This is a genomic window from Ditibartonella apis (assembly GCF_001952075.1).
GTDB lineage: Bacteria > Pseudomonadota > Alphaproteobacteria > Rhizobiales > Rhizobiaceae > Bartonella > Bartonella apis.
Genome location: NZ_LXYU01000003.1, coordinates 458,805 through 480,226, shown reverse-complemented (window position 1 = coordinate 480,226; position 21,422 = coordinate 458,805). Strand labels below are relative to the sequence as shown.

The 21,422-nt window shown below is 45.2% G+C and carries 19 protein-coding genes and 1 tRNA gene; 12 read left to right on the top strand and 8 right to left on the bottom strand.

What is annotated here, in order from left to right; genetic code table 11:
• Positions 1-128 precede the first annotated feature (128 nt).
• Entirely contained in the window at positions 129-1,052 is a 924-nt protein-coding gene (gene pcaQ / locus PEB0122_RS09010) for a pca operon transcription factor PcaQ (RefSeq protein ID WP_075916822.1), read from the bottom strand.
• A gap of 89 nt (positions 1,053-1,141) precedes the next feature.
• On the opposite strand from pcaQ, the gene pcaD reads away from it, so the two are divergent.
• The 11 genes from pcaD to PEB0122_RS08955 all read left to right on the top strand — a co-directional run bounded on the left by pcaD (position 1,142) and on the right by PEB0122_RS08955 (position 10,954).
• A complete protein-coding gene (gene pcaD, locus PEB0122_RS09005) occupies positions 1,142-1,939 on the top strand; it encodes a 3-oxoadipate enol-lactonase (protein WP_075916820.1) in 798 nt (265 codons plus the stop codon).
• Positions 1,932-2,327: a 4-carboxymuconolactone decarboxylase gene (pcaC, locus tag PEB0122_RS09000; protein WP_075914269.1), complete on the top strand. Its 396-nt coding sequence runs from the start codon at positions 1,932-1,934 to the stop codon at positions 2,325-2,327. Before pcaD ends, pcaC begins: the two co-directional genes overlap by 8 nt.
• Before the next feature lie 24 nt (positions 2,328-2,351).
• Positions 2,352-3,071 carry a protocatechuate 3,4-dioxygenase subunit beta gene (pcaH, locus tag PEB0122_RS08995; RefSeq protein ID WP_075916818.1) on the top strand — a complete coding sequence of 240 codons (720 nt, stop codon included), beginning with the start codon at positions 2,352-2,354 and terminating at the stop codon, positions 3,069-3,071.
• Position 3,072: 1 nt separating this feature from the next.
• Positions 3,073-3,699, top strand: coding sequence for a protocatechuate 3,4-dioxygenase subunit alpha (gene pcaG / locus PEB0122_RS08990; RefSeq protein WP_075916816.1), 627 nt, complete (start codon positions 3,073-3,075; stop codon positions 3,697-3,699).
• A 284-nt stretch (positions 3,700-3,983) separates the two neighbouring features.
• Positions 3,984-5,027 (top strand): 3-carboxy-cis,cis-muconate cycloisomerase, encoded by a 1,044-nt coding sequence (locus PEB0122_RS08985; protein ID WP_158025430.1) that lies wholly within the window; start codon positions 3,984-3,986, stop codon positions 5,025-5,027.
• A 202-nt stretch (positions 5,028-5,229) separates the two neighbouring features.
• Positions 5,230-6,399: a 4-hydroxybenzoate 3-monooxygenase gene (gene pobA / locus PEB0122_RS08980; protein ID WP_075869818.1), complete on the top strand. Its 1,170-nt coding sequence runs from the start codon at positions 5,230-5,232 to the stop codon at positions 6,397-6,399.
• 43 nt (positions 6,400-6,442) lie between these two features.
• Complete coding sequence (locus tag PEB0122_RS08975; protein WP_075916812.1) at positions 6,443-7,618, top strand: ABC transporter substrate-binding protein; 1,176 nt, start codon at positions 6,443-6,445, stop codon at positions 7,616-7,618.
• Positions 7,619-7,641: 23 nt separating this feature from the next.
• Positions 7,642-8,505, top strand: a complete 864-nt coding sequence (locus PEB0122_RS08970; protein ID WP_075914257.1) for a branched-chain amino acid ABC transporter permease — start codon at positions 7,642-7,644, stop codon at positions 8,503-8,505.
• Positions 8,506-9,495 (top strand): branched-chain amino acid ABC transporter permease, encoded by a 990-nt coding sequence (locus PEB0122_RS08965; RefSeq protein ID WP_075916810.1) that lies wholly within the window; start codon positions 8,506-8,508, stop codon positions 9,493-9,495.
• The gene (locus tag PEB0122_RS08960) at positions 9,492-10,241 is read left to right on the top strand and encodes an ABC transporter ATP-binding protein (protein ID WP_075916893.1); all 750 of its coding nucleotides are present in this window, start codon (positions 9,492-9,494) and stop codon (positions 10,239-10,241) included. The genes PEB0122_RS08965 and PEB0122_RS08960 overlap by 4 nt, the downstream gene beginning before the upstream one ends.
• Positions 10,238-10,954, top strand: coding sequence for an ABC transporter ATP-binding protein (locus tag PEB0122_RS08955; protein WP_075868586.1), 717 nt, complete (start codon positions 10,238-10,240; stop codon positions 10,952-10,954). Before PEB0122_RS08960 ends, PEB0122_RS08955 begins: the two co-directional genes overlap by 4 nt.
• Positions 10,955-11,295: 341 nt before the next feature.
• On the opposite strand, the gene PEB0122_RS08950 is transcribed toward PEB0122_RS08955, so the two are convergent.
• From PEB0122_RS08950 to ilvA, 5 genes are all read right to left on the bottom strand, one after another.
• Complete coding sequence (locus PEB0122_RS08950) at positions 11,296-11,817, bottom strand: GNAT family N-acetyltransferase (RefSeq protein ID WP_075868589.1); 522 nt, start codon at positions 11,815-11,817, stop codon at positions 11,296-11,298.
• Between the two features lies 1 nt (position 11,818).
• The gene (sseA, locus tag PEB0122_RS08945) at positions 11,819-12,679 is read right to left on the bottom strand and encodes a 3-mercaptopyruvate sulfurtransferase (RefSeq protein ID WP_075916808.1); all 861 of its coding nucleotides are present in this window, start codon (positions 12,677-12,679) and stop codon (positions 11,819-11,821) included.
• Between the two features lie 443 nt (positions 12,680-13,122).
• The gene (locus PEB0122_RS08940) at positions 13,123-14,634 is read right to left on the bottom strand and encodes a DEAD/DEAH box helicase (RefSeq protein WP_225867837.1); all 1,512 of its coding nucleotides are present in this window, start codon (positions 14,632-14,634) and stop codon (positions 13,123-13,125) included.
• A gap of 649 nt (positions 14,635-15,283) precedes the next feature.
• A complete protein-coding gene (locus tag PEB0122_RS08925) occupies positions 15,284-15,814 on the bottom strand; it encodes a hypothetical protein (protein WP_075868599.1) in 531 nt (176 codons plus the stop codon).
• A 38-nt stretch (positions 15,815-15,852) separates the two neighbouring features.
• On the bottom strand, positions 15,853-17,121 hold the full coding sequence (gene ilvA / locus PEB0122_RS08920; protein WP_075916804.1) for a threonine ammonia-lyase IlvA: 1,269 nt from the start codon (positions 17,119-17,121) through the stop codon (positions 15,853-15,855).
• Between the two features lie 539 nt (positions 17,122-17,660).
• On the opposite strand from ilvA, the gene PEB0122_RS08915 reads away from it, so the two are divergent.
• Positions 17,661-17,747 (top strand) — tRNA-Leu (locus PEB0122_RS08915).
• A 502-nt stretch (positions 17,748-18,249) separates the two neighbouring features.
• On the opposite strand, the gene PEB0122_RS08905 is transcribed toward PEB0122_RS08915, so the two are convergent.
• A complete protein-coding gene (locus PEB0122_RS08905) occupies positions 18,250-18,516 on the bottom strand; it encodes a hypothetical protein (protein ID WP_075868605.1) in 267 nt (88 codons plus the stop codon).
• 1 nt (position 18,517) lies between these two features.
• Positions 18,518-20,824 (bottom strand): mechanosensitive ion channel family protein, encoded by a 2,307-nt coding sequence (locus PEB0122_RS08900; RefSeq protein ID WP_225867841.1) that lies wholly within the window; start codon positions 20,822-20,824, stop codon positions 18,518-18,520.
• Between the last annotated feature and the right edge of the window lie 598 nt (positions 20,825-21,422).

Genomic DNA, 21,422 nt, shown 5'->3' with positions numbered 1-21,422 from the left:
CATAACCAGTATTAGCCGAATTTACCAAATTCCATTGCGCCAGGTTTTCGACACAGCATTCCATTCCTTTCGTTGTTGATGAAAAACTGTTTAAAAACACGATAGTTAAAGTTTTTCTTGATCCCGCATCAAGGATGAAAATTGTTTGCTTCGCTACGGATATCATTCATCACAAATTCAAGAGCCGGTGAAATATTGCTTTCCGTTCGCAATGTCATTCCTACCGGGCCCAAAGTTTCGGACGTATCAAACGGCAAGGCCACTAAAGAACCAGCACGAATATCTTCCAGAACGACCCCTTCGGAAATCACCCATATCGCATCACTCGAACGCGTATACGAACGGCCAAAAGCAGTCGAGACAGTTTCTGCAACAATATTGAGGCGAGGCATATCAGAAATCAGCAATAGTTTTTCTACTGCCGGACGAATAATCGATTGTTGGGTTGGCAGAATAAAATCATATTGCCCCATCGCTGCAAGATCGAAATTGGTTCGTTTCAAAAGCGGGTGTTCCGGACGTACTGCAAAACAGATTTTTTCCGAATAAAGATGCTCGAAACGCAATCCGATCATTTCTGATGGTTCGCCCATCCGGCCTATGACAATATCAACCCTGCCATCGCGTAACTGATTGATCAGATAATTATTCGGTCCCGTTACGATAACCGGCCTGCCTCCTATTTTACGAGCAATATAACGTTGTATAGCTTTTGGTAACAGACGCGCAGACACAGTTGGCAATGCACCAATATGAAGCGGCTTTGCTTCCGGCGAGTGCGTCTCTTCAATTTCTTCGACGCCCAAACGCAATGCCAGCATAGAATTTTCTATATGCGTCAAAAAGCGCTTGCCAACCGGTGTCAGACGGAGTGTTCTATGACTGCGGTCGAAAAGTTCTGTATCAAGAATGGTTTCTAATTCGCGAATGGTCTTGGAAACGCCGGGTTGTGTAATTGCCAATGCATCTGCAGCAGCACTTATACTTTTCTGCCTCGCAACTTCTTGAAACGTCTTCAAATGGCGAAGCCTGATCTGTTGGAAGGCTATCATTTTTATAACCCATTAGTTATATTACAAGCATAATTTATCATTTTACATAATCATTTAATTTTTTTAAAGTAATAATTGGAGGGGACGATATGAAATTCTGTTTTGCAAATGACATAGCGGTAAATTATTCTATAAGCGGTGCTGATAAATGTCGTCACATCGTCTTTATCAATTCGCTGGGTACAGATTTACGCATTTGGGATGATGTCGTTACCGATCTTTCAAAGGATTACCGGTGCCTTTGTTACGACAAGCGGGGTCATGGACTTTCCGGTGGTGAAGAGGAAGCTTATTCGATTGATCTTCTAACCAAAGATTTGTTTGAACTCCTCAATGCTGTCTCATGGAAAGACGACCTCATACTCGTGGGACTATCGGTAGGCGGGCTTATCGCACAAAATTTTGCTTATCATCATCCGGAAAAAGTTGCCGGACTTGTATTGATGGATACGGCTGCAAAAATTGGCGACGATAAATCATGGAACGAGAGGATTGCCATTATTCGTGAACGGGGAATTCCCGCTGTCGGCAAAAATATCATGACTCGCTGGCTAACACACGATTTCAAGCAGAAAAGACCCGATGCTTATGCGTGCTACCGCAATATGTTGGAACGGACCAGTTCCAAAGCCTATTGCGCCACCTGTTTTGCATTGCGTGATAGTGATCTCACATCACAGACTGCTGAATTGAAATTGCCAACACTGGTTATTGTCGGAGAAAACGACCTGTCGACACCACCGCAATTGGTCAAACAAACGGCTGATCTCATTGCCAATGCTGATTATCAAACCATCGCTGCTTGCGGACATCTGCCATGTATAGAGCAGCCGGAGCTTACAATAAAGGCATTGAGAAGTTTTATCTCGGAGAAATTGCATGGCTGAAAATGGAAAAAACGAGCGTTATGAAAAAGGTATGCTTACGCGCAGGCAGGTGCTTGGGGATTCCTATGTTGACAGGGCTGTAGCCAATACAACGCCGTTTGATAACGATTTCCAGACATTCATAACAGAGGGCGCATGGGGCAGTTTATGGTCCCGTCCACACTTCAGCAAACGGGAACGTTCGATTGTGACATTGGCTTTATTGGCAGCTTTGGGACACGAGGAAGAATTTGCCATGCACGTCAATGCCACGCAAAACACCGGTGCTACCGCTCAGGACATCATTGAAACACTCATGCATGTGGCGGTTTATGCGGGCGTTCCAAGCGCCAATAGCGCAATCAAGATTGCCAAGAGGGAATTACTGAAACTTGGTGTTCAGCAATAGTTGAATTGATAAGAGGAGGAAAAAATGAATGGACGTTTCATCCAGCGGGATAGAGATTGGCATCCACCGGCATATACACCTCAATACAAAACCAGTGTTTTGCGGTCACCGCGTAATGCTTTGCTTTCTTTGGGACCGACGATCTCGGAAATGACAGGTCCGGTTTTTGGCCACGATATACTTGGTGAACTGGATAACGATCTTATCCGCAATTATGCCAAGACAGGTTCGCCGATTGGCCAGCGCATTGTGGTTTACGGGCGCGTTCTTGACGAGAACGGCAACGGCGTTCCCGGTACTTTACTTGAATTCTGGCAAGCCAATGCCGGCGGCCGTTACAGGCACAAAAAAGAAACCTATCTTGCCGAGATTGACCCGAATTTTGGTGGATGCGGGCGCACCATTACCGATGAAAACGGCTTCTACATGTTCCGTACAATAAAACCGGGTGCATATCCGTGGCCGAATGGTGTGAATGATTGGCGTCCGGCTCATATCCATTTTTCGATATTCGGTCATGCATTTGCGCAACGTTTGATTACCCAAATGTATTTTGAAGGTGATCCGATGATCTGGCAGTGCCCGATTGTCAAAACAATTCCCGACCCGGAAGCCATCGGCCGCCTGATCGCAAAACTCGATCGCAATGCAACAATACCGATGGATGCTTTGGCTTATAAGTTCGACATTGTGCTTCGCGGGCGTCGTTCGACAATGTTTGAAAATCGTATGGAGGGCAATTAATATGGTTCAGGAACTCCATTATCTCAAAGAATCTCCCTCGCAAACCGTTGGCCCCTACATCCATATCGGTGCAACACCCAATTATGTCGGCATTCATGGTGTCTATCCCCATGATCTCGGTTCGATAATGTTGACAGATGAAACAAAAGGCGAGCGTATTATTCTCGAAGGACAAGTTTTTGACGGTGGTGGCGAGCCGATTAAAGACGCCTTGGTTGAAATCTGGCAAGCCGATGCCAACGGGCTTTATAATTCTGTCAACGAGACGCGGGGCAAAGCCGACCCGACTTTCACCGGATGGGGACGGCAGCCGGCATCAGCCGATAAAGCTTTTTTCCGGTTTGAAACAATTCGGCCGGGTGTTACTCCCTACCCCGATGGACGCAAACAGGCACCGCATATAACGATTTGGGTCGGCGCACGAGGTATCAATATCGGCCTTCATACGCGTGCGTATTTTTCCGATATGGAGGAGTTGAACAAACAAGACCCCCTCCTCAACCGGATTGATTCTGAAAAACGTCGCAATACGTTGATCGCAAAAAAATCCGAACGAGATAATGTCACAGTCTTCACCTTCAATATTATCGTTCAAGGTGAAAATGAAACTGTTTTTCTGGATATTTAAGCTGGAAAAGCATGGCCGCCAATGGAACGTTTTTTCATTCCATTGGCGTCAACTATTTCTGAAATTACGATCTCATACCAATATGTCGCAAACCAACCGGTCAAAAACCGGAACGAATCAAGATAAAACTATATTTTTATAGATGACAAATTCTGTATGCGGAAATTTTTAAGCTGAACGAAACAGAGCATACAGGTTCGTTGGCCTAATTGGACGTAAAACGAATATAAAAAGGCTTTGCTACAAAGTTACAAAAAATTTGAAACCATCGGGAGTGTGCAATTTTGGAAAAACTGATTGATTGTCTGGTTGATGATCCCGAAATTTCAAAGCTGTTTTCGATCGACGCCGAATTGCAATCTATGATTGATGTTGAAGCTGCCTTGGCATTTGCGCAGAAAGAAACAGGATTTATTCCTGAAGCGCATGGAACCTATCTTGAAAAACTCTACGCCGGTTTCAAGCCCGATGTTGCAGCCATAAAACAAGCGATGCAACGTGACGGTGTTCCCGTTCCCGAACTCGTCAAACAGCTTCGCAAAAAAGCCGAAGCGCCATTTGATACGTCAATCCACAAAGGTTCAACTAGTCAGGATATTGTCGACACCGCACTTATGTTGAGGTTAAAACGTGTTTTTAAAAGATTGGAACAATCTTTAAGCATAATTCTTGAGCTACTTGGAGATTTGGTAAAGCGTTACGGAACGCAAACTTATATCGCCCATACACGCATGCAAATTGCCCGTCCGATGACCGTTTCCGACAAGCTTTCGTCCTGGAAGAATGCACTTTTAGCCGATCAAACGAGGTTCTCCCACGCGCAATCGACTTTTTTTACTGTACAAACCGGCGGAGCAATCGGCAATAATTCAGATTTCGGCATGAAAAGTCGCGATATTGTCCGCTTGATGGCTGAAAAGCTTGATCTCAATTATGGAAATAGCTGGCAGACGGACCGTAGCCGGATTATCGACATTGCCGAAACATTCTGTCTCATTGCGGGAACACTCGGAAAAATCGGTCAGGATATTGTTTTAATGGCGCAAAACGAAGTACACGCAATCGCGCTGGCAAAGAGCGGAACATCTTCTGCAATGCCTCATAAAAACAATCCTGTTAAGGCTGAAATTCTCGTGTCTATAGCGCGGCTGCAAGCCGGACTTCTCGGCACAATTGCACAATCGCTCATCCATGAAAATGAAAGATCGGGCGCTGCATGGAGCCTCGAATGGCTGGTTTTGCCGCAAATGGCGGTGACATCGGGAGGAGCTTTGTTAGAGATGCGGCAGCTAATGGAAACAATATCATTTCAGGAGGTGAGAACCTAGTACCCGTTATCGCGATGAGATTGCGGGAGAACAAGGGGCAATCAACCGAGTAAACGAACGGGCATCTGTACGGCACACTGAAGAATAAAGAAATAGCAGCGGAGAATGTCGGTTACCCCTCTGTTCGCCCCTGCTGTTCTTGTTGTGCTTTAATATTTTTTATGAAGATGACGATCCAGTCATAAAATGGAGGAGGAAAAAGGTGGAAAAAACACAAGTTGTCATTATCGGTGCAGGCCCCGCAGGTTTGTTGTTAGGGCAACTCCTGCACAATCAGGGCATTGAAACGATTATTCTGGAGCGCAAAACTCCCGAATATGTTCTTGGCCGCATTCGTGCCGGTATTCTCGAAAATGGTGCACGCGAGCTCATCAATGAAGCTGGTGCAGGAAAGCGCATGGAAAGCGAAGGGCTTGTTCATCACGGGGTTATGTTAGCCTATGACGGGCATAGTCACAGAATAGATTTCAAATCGCTGGTTTCAAGTTCGGTCATGGTTTACGGGCAAACCGAGGTGACCCGTGATCTTATGGACAAACGCAAAGAATCGGCCGCGCCCAGCGTCTATGAAGCGGAAGATGTCACGATCGACCAATATCAAGGCAATAAGGCTGTCGTAAGCTATCATAAGGGTGGAAAGGAACACATTATCGAATGTGATTTTATTGCCGGTTGCGACGGTTTCCATGGTGTAAGCCGGCGTACTGTTTCCGAATATGTTAAAGAATACGAGCGCGTTTACCCGTTCGGCTGGCTGGGACTTATGGTCGACCAACCTCCGGTTTACGACGAACTTATCTACTCGAATTCACCGCGTGGTTTCGCATTATGCTCACAACGTTCGTTGACACGAAGCCGTTATTATATTCAGGTTCCTCTGACAGATCATGTCGAAGATTGGACAGATGAAGCCTTTTATGATGAATTGCGTCGCCGCATTCCCCAATCGCTTTCGGATAAATTGAAAACGGGGCCCAGTCTTGAAAAAAGCATCGCACCGTTACGCTCGTTTGTAGCCGAACCGTTGCGCTTCGACCGTCTGTTTCTTGCTGGTGACGCCGGCCACATTGTGCCGCCAACCGGCGCCAAGGGGCTCAACCTTGCCGCAAGTGATGTGCGCTATCTTTCCCATGCATTGATCGAATTTTATACCGAAAAATCGACTGCCGGAATCGATCATTATTCACAAAAGGCTTTGGCTCGTATCTGGAAAGCCGAACGTTTTTCCTGGGCGACAACAATGATGTTGCATCGCTTTCCCGATTATAGTGCATTCGACCAGCGTATGCAGCGTACGGAATATGATTATCTTGTTTCTTCGCAATCAGCTCAAACGGTATTTGCCGAAAACTATACTGGTCTCGCATTTTAAAAATCTGACAATCAACGAGTGAATCATAATTTCGGGAGGTATTATGAATAAACTTATCGCCACATTTCTCATTTTTTTCGGATTTTTATTAACCGGTGCGGCGGCCGATACGATTAAAGTCGGCATTATCGGCCCCTTTTCCGGCCCTTATGCGTTGCAAGGGAAAAATTTTAAAGCCGGAATTGATACCTATGTTGCCGACCATGGTTCCAAAATTGGTGACCACGAAATCCAGTTTGTCTATCGCGATTTGCCGCTTACCGATCCGGCACAATCGAAATCATTGGCACAGGAATTGATTGTCAAAGAAAAAGTTCAATATATTGGCGGCTTTTTCTTCACACCCAATGCTATGGCAGTGGCACCTTTATTGAAACAGGGCAATGTGCCGTTGGTCATCATGAACGCCGCCACCTCGACGATTATGACACAAAGTCCCTATATTGTGCGCACTTCCTTTACCCAATGGCAGGTCTCATATCCCTTGGGACAAGTTGCCTTTGACAAAGGGGCGAAAAAAATAACCACAGTGGTGGCCGATTATGGTCCCGGTATCGACGCTGAAACCGCGTTTAAAGAGGCCTACGAAAAAGCCGGAGGAAAAATCGTTCAGTCGCTTCGTGTACCTCTGACAACAAATGACTTCAGTCCGGTTATGCAACGTATAAAAGATTCAGGAGCAGAAGGCGTTTTTACTTTTTTACCGGCAGGCCCGACAACCTTGAGTTTTATGAAGTCGTATGTCGATAATGGCGTAAAGGCTGCAAATATCCAGTTTTTTGCACCGGGTGATCTCCTGCAGGATGCCGATTTACCGGCTTTAGGAGAAAACGCGCTCGGTACACTTACAACTTTCCATTACACAACATCACATGACTCTGCTGAAAACCGAACCTTTGTCGAACACGCCAGAAAAGCGATTGGCAAACCCGAAGAGCTGAATTTCACATCTGTCGGTGCTTATGACGCGATACATGTCATTTACAAAATGATTGAAGCGACCAATGGCAAGAAAGACGCGGAAAAAGCTGTTGAAGCAGTCAAAGGAATGAGTTGGATGAGCCCCCGCGGTCCAGTGACTATCGACCCGAAAACCCGCCACATCACACAAAACATCTATTTGCGCGAAGTAACGAAAGCGGAAGACGGAACCTATTATAATAAAGAAATCCGCACCTTTGAGCATCAAGGTGATCCGGGCTTGAAAAACGCCGATTAAACGCGTTTTTGCGGGAGGAAGTTATGGAAACTTTAGCGAGCATTGCGATTGACGCTTTTGCCTATGGAACCATTCTTTTTATTATTTCCATCGGGCTTTCTGTCACGCTCGGACTCATGCGCGTGGTTAATCTCGCGCATGGTGCTTTTGCCATGATCGGTGGATACCTTGCCTCTTACGGCGTTACGGAATTGAGGCTTCATTATTTTGTTGCAATGATCCTTGCAATTGTTCTGACAATTCTCATTGCCATTCCCGCCGAACGATTTCTCTATCGCAAAATCTATGGCGCACCGGAACTCACACAGGTGTTAATGACAATCGGCATCACCTTTCTTGTCATCGGTGTCACAAATTATGTTGCAGGTCCGACGCTGAAAACCATTCCCTTACCCGATTTTCTAACCGGTTCGGTCGACATCGGTTTTCGCGCATTGCCAAAACAACGTTTGTTTCTGATCGTCATCGGCATGGTTGTTGCGGCAGGCTTATGGTTTCTCATCGAGAAAACCAATTTCGGAATAAAATTACGCGCTGCTGTCGATAATGCTAATATGGCTCAAGCGCTGGGAATAAGAACACAGATCATTTATGCGGTAAGTTTCGCCATTGCTATCGGCCTTGCTGCAATGGGTGGAATCATCGGTTCCGAACTCCTCCCACTCGATCCCTATTATGCACTGCGTTACATGGTTGTATTTCTGGTAGTTGTTTCCATCGGCGGTGCCGGTTCCATTCCCGGTGCACTTTTTTCCAGCCTGTTGCTCGGTGTCATTGACACAACAGGTCGATATATCGCGCCGGAATTCGGTGAATTCTTCTTTTATTTTGCTGTTATTTTCATTGTTACGCTGTTTCCTCGCGGACTGGCCGGGAGGATGAAATAAATGTCGAATATAAACGTTTTACAAGCAACCCCGAACCGCGACCGTTCTATACTTTCAGCTGTTGGTATTATTGCAATATTTACCGCCGCGGTTTATTTTTTCTTTCCTGATAATCTCGCACTTTTCACACGGATTATCTCTATTGCTTTACTCGTTCTGTCATTGGATCTGGTAACCGGTTATTGTGGAATAGCCACACTTGGCCACGCTGCACTTTTTGGTGCCGGTGCATATGCTGCGGGCATCGCTTCGGTGCGCTTTTCCATAACAGATCCGATTTTAATGACAATCGTTGGCCTCTCTGCAGGTGCCATAGCAGGATTTTTTTCCGCATTGATTATCCTTCGAGCTAAAGGTCTGGCGCAATTGGTTCTCTCTATTGCCGTGGTTCACCTCTTTCACGAATTTGCCAACAAAGCATCGTCATGGACCGGCGGCAGTGATGGTCTTTCGGGGATTACCGTGAGCCCCCTCTTCGGCATGTTCGAGTTCGATTTATGGGGGGTCACAGCATTCTTCTATTCGGCCGCTTTGCTGGTTGTGGTTATCGGTTTGCTTAGCCTCATTGTCCGGTCACCTTTCGGTATGTTGTGTCGCGGCATCAAAGAGGACCCTGTCCGCATCGAAGCAATGGGAGCCTCAGTCCGCTCAAATGAAATGGTAATGTTTATCATCTCCGGCGCCGTTGCCGGTATTGGTGGAGCGTTGAACGCAATTTCTACCGAGGTGGTCGGTTTGGACAGTCTGAGCTTCACAATGTCGGCAGAAGCATTGGTTATGCTTGTTATCGGAGGAACCGGAACACTTTATGGTGCGCTCATAGGCTCGGCTGTTTACCTCTGGTTTGAAAATATTATCTCCGCTATCAATCCGTTTTACTGGATGTCGATTGTCGGAATATTGTTGATTGTTGCTGTCCTTTTTGCACCAAAAGGCCTTTTCGGACTTTTTACCCTATGGCTCAACCGCTTGAGGGGAAAAGAAAAATGAGCAAGATTTTTGAGGTCTCGAACCTGAAGAAGAGTTTTGGCGGTTTGACAGTAACGGATAATGTTTCAATCGGATTGGATAAAGGCGATCGCGTTGCATTGATTGGCCCCAATGGTGCAGGAAAAACAACTTTCGTCAATCTGGTAACCGGTCACCTCAGACCTGATAGTGGCGGCGTTTTTCTCGACGACGAAAATATCACGTCTGTAAATGCAATTTCACGCGTCCGGAAAGGGTTGGTACGAAGTTTCCAGATTACTCGCCTGTTCCGCGATATGACACCGGAAGAACATATTGCGCTTGCATTGTTACAAGTGGAAGGAAAAGCTCGCTATATATTTGGCAATTATCGTCGCATGTCCCATATTATGGACGAAATCAATGAAATCCTCTCCACGCTCGGCTTACAAACGCTCGCAAGGATAAAGGTTGCCAATCTGGCCTATGGCCAACAACGCTTGCTTGAAATCGCTTTGGCTTTGGCTTTGCGCCCCAAAGTTTTATTATTGGATGAACCGGCCGCCGGTGTACCACAGAGTGAAACCGGACGCATCGAAGATGCTCTCGCCCGTTTACCGGAAGATCTTTCTGTTCTCATGATCGAACATGACATGGATCTTGTGTTCAGATTTGCAAGCCGCGTCATAGTTCTTGCCGCCGGTGCAGTGATATTTGACGGTTCACCAAAAGATGTCGTCAACAATGCGCGCGTGCGCATTGCCTATTTGGGGAGTTATGCGCAATGACGGCATTGTCGTTGAAAATAGAGCAGCTCGAAGCCGGCTACGGGCCGACAAAAGTCATTGAGAACGTCAGCTTTACGGTGGACAAAGGCTCCCGTCTTGCCATTTTGGGAAGAAATGGAGTTGGTAAAACAACACTATTTGCATCAATCGCCGGTCTGACACGCTATCTCGGCGGGCGCATCATGTTGGGCGACACCGATGTGACAAGCTTTTCGACCTCGGAAAGAGCTATGGCAGGTCTTGGATATGTCCCGCAGACGCGTGATATTTTTCCAACCCTCACAGTTGAAGAAAATCTCATGACCGGTTTAAAAAAACGTTCTGTATCAGCCATTGAGGAAGCTTACACCATGTTTCCTCGGCTGAAAGAAAGGCGAAAAAATCTCGGCGGCCAACTTTCCGGAGGAGAACAACAAATGCTTTCAACCGCCCGCACTATGTTGGGACAGCCGAAAGTTCTTCTCCTTGACGAGCCGTTGGAAGGTTTGGCACCCGTCATCTGCGAAGAATTGATGCACGCTTTTGCACAAATGGGGAAAACCCATGATATGACAGTGCTATTGGTCGAACAGCGTATTGAACCGGCATTAGAGTTTGCCGAACATGCAATCATTCTTGAACGAGGGAAAATTGCATGGTCCGGCACACCTGTTGAATTATCCGGTCAACATGATGTTATCGAACAATTGCTCGGTGTCGGAAGTTTGCACTAACTCTGTCTGCCCGTACCTGTTTTGGAAAACAGAGATTATAAGTTTCGGAATACAGGTTACGTAAGGGAAGTACGCTTCTCGCCGCCGTAAGAAGAAGCCATTGCAGGAAAAGCGTGGGATTGATGAAAAATATTTCTAAAAATCAATCTTTTGGAAGAGTATGCACGCTTTCGCTATAATTATTCGATTAGTGAATGTTTATGATCCCGTTATTAGGGCGCACATCAGGAAATAAGCAAGCCTGCGTGCAATTATATTGCCAGAATGAATCCGGTTTGTCATTTGACTCACCAAATTGGGCTGTAACGGTATGATAACAGTCGGACTATTTATCCGGACAATCAATCCCAACGCTCAATCATAACATCATTATAGCTCACCGGCGTGAAGCCGCATTTTTGATAAAGCTGCAAAGCTCGCGGGCTATCCAATGTATTAGTTTGAATGATGACTTTATCCGGATTTGTTTCCCACACGGAATGCAAAATTTCATTGAAAAAGAAATAGGATAATCCCCTACCCTGATAATCCGGAACAAGACCAAAATATACAATTTCGGCCGACTTCGGCAATTCTTTCAGATTTGTTTCTGCAAATCCCGCCGGACAACCATCGACATAAAGAATCTGTATAACGGTATTTTCCGACTGTATGAGGTCGCGCAACGCATCATCGGTCATCTTCCGACGCACATTCCAGTGATGCGCCTTACCAATCTGCTCATAGAGATAACGGTAGAAATGAACAGGCATATGATGGGCACGCATTATCGCAATTTGCATATTGAGCGGCGACGGCACGGTTATGTTCGGTCGCTCGTACATTTCCAGATGTGTGACGCGCGCATTGAGAAAATGTGGCATATTATTTATCCCCATCATTGCCTGTAACAACCGGCGTATCTTTTTTAGACCCCCATTCACTCCATGACCCATCATAAAGCCTTACATTATGGTTACCCAGTGATTCAAGCGCCAAGGCAAGTACAGCTGCCGTAACGCCGGAACCGCACGTCGTTACAACCGGAGCGGCAACATTGATGCCCGCATCCTTGAAAATTGTTTTAATTTTACTCAAGTCTTTGAAGTTGCCATCTTCGGATAATGTCGCAAAAGGAATATTGTGCGCACCCGGCATATGACCCGCGCGCATTCCCGGTCGTGGTTCGGCTTCTTCACCCAAAAAACGTTTATGATTACGCGCATCGGCTATCTGCGTGGTTTTACCATCAACAAGCTCACGCATTTCGTCGATAAGTACAACTTTTTCAGCGTCAAAGTTGACTTTGAATAACGTATTTCTGATTTTCGTCGGCTCGCTCGTAACCGGATAATGTTTTTCTTTCCAGCCTGCAAAACCGCCATCAAGAACATAGACGTTGTTTGCCCCCATGACACGAAACATCCACCATGCGCGTGGTGCCGAAAAAAAGCCGATACTATCATAAATCACAATCGTATCGTCTGCATTCACCCCCATATCACTTGCAAATTGTGCAAATTTGTCAGGGCTCGGAAGCGTATGGGGAAGACCTGAAGTCTCGTCACAAACCTTGTCATGATCGAAAAATACGGCGCCCGGTATATGCGCCTTTTCATATTCTTCACGTCCATTCCGTTTTGCCGCCGGCAAATACCATGAAGCATCAAGAATTGAAAGTTTGGAATCACCAAGACGCGCTTTCAACCAATCGCCCGAGACAATAAATTCACTCTGTTCTTTCATCACAAATCACGGCCCTCTTGCTATCCGGAACCTTATACCGATGTTGACCGGTTTAAAAAATTGTCAAAAATATACTAGACAAGTTATGAAGCGATGCAAGGCCCATAGCGATCAAATCGGATAATATGAAGAACAATTGCCTCCGTTTTTTCTCCATGAGCGTTGGAACAAATTGCCCAAGCCGCGTTAAGAAAACTCAATGTTGTTTTCTAAAATTTTATTGGAAGAATGATATTTATTTTATCTTCGTCGCAAACAGTTTTCCTTACATGACGGCTGAAGACTTTACCCGCACGACTTTTCTTGTCTTAAAGAACCAAAAGCCCGAAAGACGCTATATTCTTTCGGGCTTAAATCATAATTTCAATTTTTAAAAAAACGCATCAAAACCGGTTTTATTGTCCTCCTATGGGCATCCCGATCAATAGCAATATTCAAAAAATTCAAGCTGCACGCCTTACCGATTTCCTTAATCTAACCGGCTTTTTACGGTTGTTCGGCTTTTTTCTTTTGGGGTTTGCCGGTTTATCGCTACGTGCATCAAGTTTTTCGCTATTTCTCCTGCTGCCGTTACCTTTCCGACTTTTATTGGAAACACGATAACCGTCTTCCTTTGTAGCGTTTTCGCTATGAGATGCGTTATGAGGCGCATCCTTCCGCGAACCCTGTTTACGATCTGTGGCCTTTGAAAAAACACGTTTGCGGCGATGAGCCTTGTTCTTTTCCCGCCCACTGTTATGACTATCGTCACCAGCTTGTTGTTCACTACCCTCACGATCACTATGCGGTTTTTCCGGCAAAGGACCAAACTGCGGCGGAACATCTTCGCGTGGCAATTTCATACGGATAACGCGTTCAACAGCTTTCAACCGCGCACTCTCGATACTTTCGTCATAAAGTGTAATGGCTTCACCATGAGCGCCATTACGCCCCGTGCGCCCAATTCTATGCACATAGCTTTCAGCTTCGTCAGGAAGCTCGTAATTGATAACGTGGCTTATACCCGGAACATCAATACCTCGCGCTGCAATATCGGTAGCGACAAGAACGCGAACAGTTCCATCCCGAAAGCCTTTTAACGCTTTTTGCCGAGCATTTTGTGATTTGTTGCCATGAATTGCCGCAACTGAATAGCCGGTTTTAGCAAGATTTCTCGTTACGACATCAGCCCCATGCTTTGTACGCGTGAAGACAATGACCGAACTTAATGCCGGATTGGTCAGAAGTTTGTTAAGGACATCTTTTTTGTCACGCCGGTCGACTTTATGCAACACCTGATTGATTTCGGCAGCCGTCGTTCCTTGTTTGGCAACCTCAACATGGACGGGGTCACGAAGAAGCGTCTCGGCAAGCTTTTCAATCTCGTTCGGCATGGTAGCGGAAAACAGTGCCGTCTGACGGTCTTTGGCAACAAGTTTTGCGATCTGGCGAACATCCTTGATAAATCCCATATCAAGCATACGGTCAGCTTCATCAAGAATAAGAAAGTCCGTCTTTGACAGATCAACACTCTTTTCATGGACCAAATCCATGAGCCTTCCGGGCGTTGCAATGAGAACGTCAACACCTTGCGCCATTCTTTTGATTTGTGAATTTCTGGAAACGCCACCGAGAATAAGAGCTGTCGACAGATGAGTACCTTTCGAGACCATATGGATAGCCTCTTCAATCTGTACGGCGAGTTCGCGCGTAGGAGCCAGAATTAAAGCACGAGCCGTTCTCGGGCGACGTTTGTCGCCCATTGAAAGGATTTTCGTCAACACCGGAAGACCGAAAGCCAGTGTCTTGCCCGAGCCTGTCTGTGCAATGCCTAGCAAGTCACAATCTGCAAGCATGGAAGGAATAGCTTCTTCCTGTATCGGTTTCGGGTCAGTCATACCGGCTTTCAGCAAATTTTTAGCAAGAACCGGCGATACCCCCAATGCCTCGAAGGCATTCGAATTTTGTGTTTTCAAAATATAATCTTTCCCTGCCGAGTTTTCTTGGGCAGGCCATTTAGAATCCTTGCCTTCCGCGCAACCGGAAGTCAGGAACAGTCAAAAAATAAGGACGAAACGCTTGAGGATAAACCTTGAAGCGACTTGCGCGACCAATGAACACCTCAACAGAGGTGAATGATGCTACGAAGTCTCTTAAATAGAAAGTTGGCAATCCAACCCAAGCATCACAAGGCGTCTTATCGTTCAAAGCGTGCGAAAAAGCAACCGGTTTCATCAATAATAAATTTTTTCATAAAAGACGCGAGTTGGTTGACTTGAATTTTACACCGCTCACTTTCCAATGTGAATCATTTTCCCTCACATATGAGAATATGTCACATGTGATCTTCAAATTGGCGCTGGCTGTTATTCTCATGAACGACAAAATTGATTATCGCGCAACCGCAGAGGAAGTCACATGTTCTTGCCACCAAGAAATTAAACACTTCCCGACGTCAAATCTTCACACCGGAAGAAAACCGGTTAAACAATATCTCAAGAAAGCTGTTTTGTCGTTTTACCGATTTCAACGTCTGACAGAAAAAGGTCCCGAGAGGAAAAAACATTCACACAACGTCACGAAAGCATTCACGCGTCTGCATTCAAGTGTCGTTTATCGACCAGCCTATTTCCGTGTAATTGTTTCCTGAGGGATATTCACATCCTGAAAATCTGGATAAATCTCCAGAAATACAGGATTTTGAACAGTTCTCTGCCCGCCATAAATCAGGTGCCATTTGGTGTTATCAAGAATTGCCAATGTCGGATATTGAGCAATTGTTTCTTTTGTCTCGATCCGAGTTGGAACGAGTGCATAAGGAACCCCCTTCGAAGTTTGGCGATATTCTATCTTATCGCCATCAAGGTGATAGGCGTTAGCAGGAAGACTTGCGAACTGGCTATCCAGTTGTTTTACAAAACTCTGCTTCAGCGTTGCTTCATCAGTCTTCAGCCTGAGCGCCATTTCTTTGAAAAGGCGCTCAGGCATATTGTTTGCAATGAAGGTCACATCTTTTCTTTGTGCTGCATTATTAATTTCTGCAACAAGGCCGTTAAGTTCTGCCTTCTGGATAGAATCCGGTTCGGCAGCACTTGCTGATGCCGCGCCTGACAAGAAAATTGTCAGGCCGAAAATAAGTGACGAAAGAAACTTCATTGAAAACACCTTTTATTCAATATAACTGTTTGATCTTTTTAAATAATATAATCAAACAATACTCTGTCATTGGTGATATCGCGATAGGCCCAGCCAAGTTCTTTGAATTTGGTTTCAAGAACCGCAAAATTCTCGAACTGCTTTGTTTCGATAGCGATAAGAACGGAACCGAAGTTACGCGCCGATTTCTTCAAATACTCGAAGCGCGCAACATCATCATCCGGCCCTAATTGGTCGAGGAAGCCGCGCAATGCACCGGGGCGTTGCGGAAAACGGAAAATAAAATATTTTTTCAAGCCCTGATAGCGCAATGCGCGTTCTTTAACTTCCGGCAAACGTTCAAAATCGAAGTTGCCGCCAGAAATAATAAGAAGAACTTTTTTACCCTTCAAATCCTGAGGAGAAATGCTTTTCAATGCGTCAATCGAAAGGCCACCTGCCGGTTCAAGAACGATGCCTTCAACGTTCAGCATTTCAACCATTGTGGCGCTCAAACGATTTTCCGGAACAATCGAAACATCGAAAGGCGAAAAACCTTTCAGCATCTTGAAATTCAATTCACCAATCTGAGCAACAGCAGCGCCGTCAACAAATGTATCGACATCTTCCAGTTTGACGCGTTTACCTTCTTTCAGACTGGTATAGAGACTGGCGGCACCTTCCGGTTCGGCAAAGTGGATGTGGGTTTTTGTCCAACCGCTTTCACGAATAAAATGGCTGATGCCTGCAGCCAGCCCGCCGCCGCCAACCGGAATAATGACCAAATCCGGCTTTTCGTCGCCAACGAGTTCTTTCCACTGTTCAGCGGCTTCATACATAACGGTCGCTTGTCCGGTCACAATCCGCATATCGTCGAAAGGCGGTGCCATAACCCCGCCCCCATCGGCAACAAACGCTTTGGCAGCCGCATAACATTCGTCGAATGTGTCACCGATCATACGAATTTCAATATATTTGCCACCGAAGGTACGCGTCTTGTCGATCTTTTGCTGCGGCGTTGTTACAGGCATAAAGATGACGCCCTTACGTTTAAAATGGTGGCAAGCAAAAGCCAAACCTTGGGCGTGATTACCGGCTGAAGCACAAACAAAAGCAGCCTCGGGCGAAACCTTATCGAGCATCTGCGAAATGAAATTGAAAGCACCACGAATTTTATAGGAGCGAACCGGAGTCAGATCTTCACGCTTGAGGTAAATTTCTGCACCATACTTGTGACTTAGATATTCATTCCGCTGAAGCGGGGTCTCATCAAAAAGACTGCGCAAAGCTTTGGCAGCTTTTGCCACGTCTTGAACAAACTCACTCATGATATAAAATGCTTTCTAATTCATAAAATTCGAGATGGCCTTTTTCACAAAGCCGACTTTGGCAGATTAGAACAAACAGGATTATATTCAACAAAAATTCGCATCAAAAAGCATCAGAGGCACAAAAAATACTGCTTCCAAATCAATCGGGTTGAAAGCCACTCTTCATGTCGATTGACAATAGAATTGCTCATAAATTCTGTTCGCACGAAGAGGAGAATTATTGACAGCGACAGATCGAGAATTCGTCATCTGATTTTCTTATCAACGTCAATAAAATTTTTGAAAATTCAATGTCAATATAGATCCTTCGATAGCACTAATATTATAAAAACGCGTGTATTATCTTAAATGAGCTTTAAATTTTATTGGAAAATTCGGCAATATCATAACAGCGAGGTTATCTGGCTAGCGGTTGCCACTTACTTTTTAAAGATGTCGTGGCTTTTTACAAATGTTGTGGCTATCCGGAGCACGACGTTTTTAATCGAAATTTTGGCTTTTCTTTTTGTTTTTCGTTCCCTATAAGGACAGGTGCTGCGGACGTGGCGAAATTGGTATACGCTAGGGACTTAAAATCCCTCGATCTTTAGATCATGCGGGTTCAAGTCCCGCCGTCCGCACCACTTATTACTCACTTTCACGCAGTTTCGGGTTATTGCATCAAGACGACGGTTCATCAGGCAGTCAAAACGTTCATATGCATTCTCAAAAATTTAAATTTTTCCGGTAGTGATTATCCATGAACTTGATTTTGGAGATTTCATTTTAGTGGCTAATCAGCTAAAAATCGGGATCAGACCTTTTCTTAAAATCAGACTTTTTCTTAAAAAAACGAAAGCATTTACCGCTTCAATTGAATTTGAAAACAATATAGTTCCAGTCAACGCGCCTTTCATGCCGGACGATATATCTTTAAGGACTCTCTCATCAACACGTTTATCTTGACAGACAAGCGCGATACCACACTTGTCTGTGAGCCCTTTCCGTTCCGTCATGCATTGAACATGATCAGGTAAAACACGTCATGCTATAGAAAATAACCGGTTTTAGAGATGACGATTCTATCGTCTGCAAAAACCGCGTGACATTCATCATGATATTGATATTGCCAATATAGTCGGCCGCTTATTTGAAGCTTGCCCGACTTCCGTTGATTTCAATCGTATCTGTCGCCTTGATTGCGAACCGGTCACCATTCGGAAAAGTCACAAAACATCCTTTGGGGCAGATATCGACTGTCTGATCGGCCTTCAAAGAAACGTCGCGGCGGGAACTGCCTTCGGCAACCACGAGAGACTGTGTCTTTTGATCGGTATTTTTTATCGTTGCGGCGAATCCTTCTTGAGAGCCAAGACATAGCAAAGCAACGATGACAAAAAACCATTTTTTCATATCAGGTAATTCCCTCGTCAGAGAAACGCTTGTAGGCCTGGAAGCGAACCTTGTTTGTAACGGCAATTGTTGATGTGATATCGGGCACGTAAATTGCCAGTGTAAAATTGAAATTGTTGCTGTCGAAACTTGAAAAGCTGACCCACGGGCTAGGATTTTTTAGAACGCCCTCAGTGTTATTAGCCGTTTCCATCAACACATCGACAATATGTTCAGGATCAGACATGGCCGGAACAGAAAAAGTGACATCGACACGACCGATTTTATTGCGGTGTGTCCAGTTGCCGACATTATTGTTGATGAGGCTCGAATTCGGCACGATGATTGTTTGCCGTTTCAACGTCTCGACTTCTGTTGCACGCACGCTGATACGTTTGACAATTCCGACAATTGTTCCTGTCTCGACATAATCGCCAACCTTGAACGGACGTTCAGCAAGCAGAATAAGACCGGAGACAAAATTCTGGACGATATTTTGAAGACCAAAGCCGATACCAAGTGAAAGGCCACCGGCAATCAGTGCCAGACTACTCAAATTGAAACCTGCCGCCGATAGCCCGATCAGCGCGGAAAGTGCAATGCCACCATAACCGACAACTGTGCGAATTGAATTTCTTACACCTGAATCTACTTTTCCGCGCGCGAGAACCGTTCCGTCAAGCCAGCCGATAAACCAGCGGATCAGGAACCAGCTGATCAGGAAAAATATAATGCCGATTGAAATACCAACGAGCGATATCGAAACATTCCCGATCTCGAAGCCAGTCATTATGTGAATAAAAGCAGAGAAAATATCGGCAGCCGAAAAGCCGAGCTGCATAATGATCGGAGGAACGCAAACAACAATCACAACGATGTTGAGAAGGATACCGGCGACCAGTCCAAGTTGATCCATCGTACTGTCATCAATATTGAACCGTTGTACCAGACGGCGCCCGATAAATGTTTTAGCAAATGCCCCTTCCGCCGCCGTTGCACGTGCTGTTTGAATGCCCAGATACATTAAAACGAGAAAAGCACCACTCACCACGATCTGTTGGGAAATGAAACGTGCCATACCGACGTAACCGGCAAGAGCCGTCAAAATAGGTAATAGCCCGACCACGATAAGCGGAATGCGGATGTAAAGCGGCCAGGATGTAACCTTCTTGTCATCTTCGGTGCTGGTTCTCGCGCGCACAAACGAAATGGCAAGAATGATAATGCCAACAAGGATAACGGAAATAAAACTCTTGGCAATTGCAAGCGAAAGAGGTGCCGATACCGCGCGATAGACAGCATTCAGGAAATAATCGAGACCCATCACCAAAGCCAATAATGTCAATAGCACAATCAGCAAACGAGCAGGCCGCGGAGCAATTCTCATCAAACGCAATTCCGGCAGCTTTGGCGAGAGAATAACAAACGACATGCGGGCAATGAAAAATACCAGCATGACAACATCGGCGGCAGAGCGGAAAACGGGATCAAGATTTGTCCAACTTATTCCAAGATAATTGAAAAATATCAGAACAAGGATAACAAAAACCGCGCATATCATCGTCGGGACAAGTGTCGCAACGAATGCAAACGACAAACGCTTCAGATAGGAAGCATCTTCATCTTCTTTCGTTGCCTCGTGTTTCACACGACCGATCAGTTTATGCGTTGAAATCGCCAGAATACACGCAACAAAAAACGGAATCAAAATGCTAGCACATAGAGCTAACAGCTTGAATTGATAGACAAATTGCCACCAAGAAAATATTAAAGAAAAAAAGTCCGCGCCCGCATCTTTTGCAGATTGGGCAATTTGAGTGCCCAAAGGTGACGAGAACTCGACCCTGTGGGTCAAAGTTCTTGCAAAGAGTTCACGTGACTGGGCAATTGTTCTTTCAACCAAACGATTGGAATCAATCGAACAGTCTTCCAATTGACCAACCAGAGTATTGATTTTAACTTTGAGCTGGCGAAGATTGTTTCTTTCGTCGGTTACAGTTTTAGCTTCCTGCACGCCCTCTTGCGGTTCACCCAATTGGTCGAGACGCAGGTTAATGTCATTCAAGGGCGAGCGAAACAGAAGCGCTGTCCCTATAATCTTGCCATTTATATCCTGCGCTTTATTGCGGATATCGGTTAAAGCTGAATCGTCATCCTGTCCGGAATCGTAATTCTTCAAAAGCTCTTTCAGCTGGTCTTTATAACCATTCACAACCGCCTGTTGTTGTTTCACAAGATCAGCCGGACTTAAAACCGAATTATCGGCTGTAGCAGGTGTTTGCGCATCTGCCGCATCGCTCATAGCCGCAAAAACCGGCAATGCAGCCACCGACAAGCCACACACCAGAGCGTAAACAAAACAGCATTTGCGAATGAAATTTTTAAAGTTCAACGAACTGACCACTCTTACAAAGATTACGAATCGTGCATATAGGTTTTAAAAATAAAAAAGCAATTTGTAGAGAGACCCGGAAGGACTCAACTGCTATTTTTTCTTTTCCTACATGATTTTTGCAAAACTATGACAACTCATAAGTTTTGTTGCCAAGGTTCGTTAAATTTCGCCTTCCCAATTTGGATTTGCCAACAAAATTATTTACAGTTTCATCAATATCTACCAATCCCTCTTGCATTTAAAATTTACTGACGTTTTGGCAACATAGAAAAGTGAATTTCTTATTCTGAAAGCGGCTTCATTATAAAAATGCCACTTTATTCAAAAGCACTGCGATCGCATGTAGAATAGCTTTTACGCTTCAAATCCACGATCACCTTTTGTCAAAGTGCGAAGCACCATCAAAATGCGATCCATCACAAATAAACAATATTTAGTAAATTCAATTCATTGAATGACAATCCGGAATCATTTTCTGAATTCCCGGATGAGTTTTGAGTGCATTTTCACCCAAAATATTCTTTGGTCACAA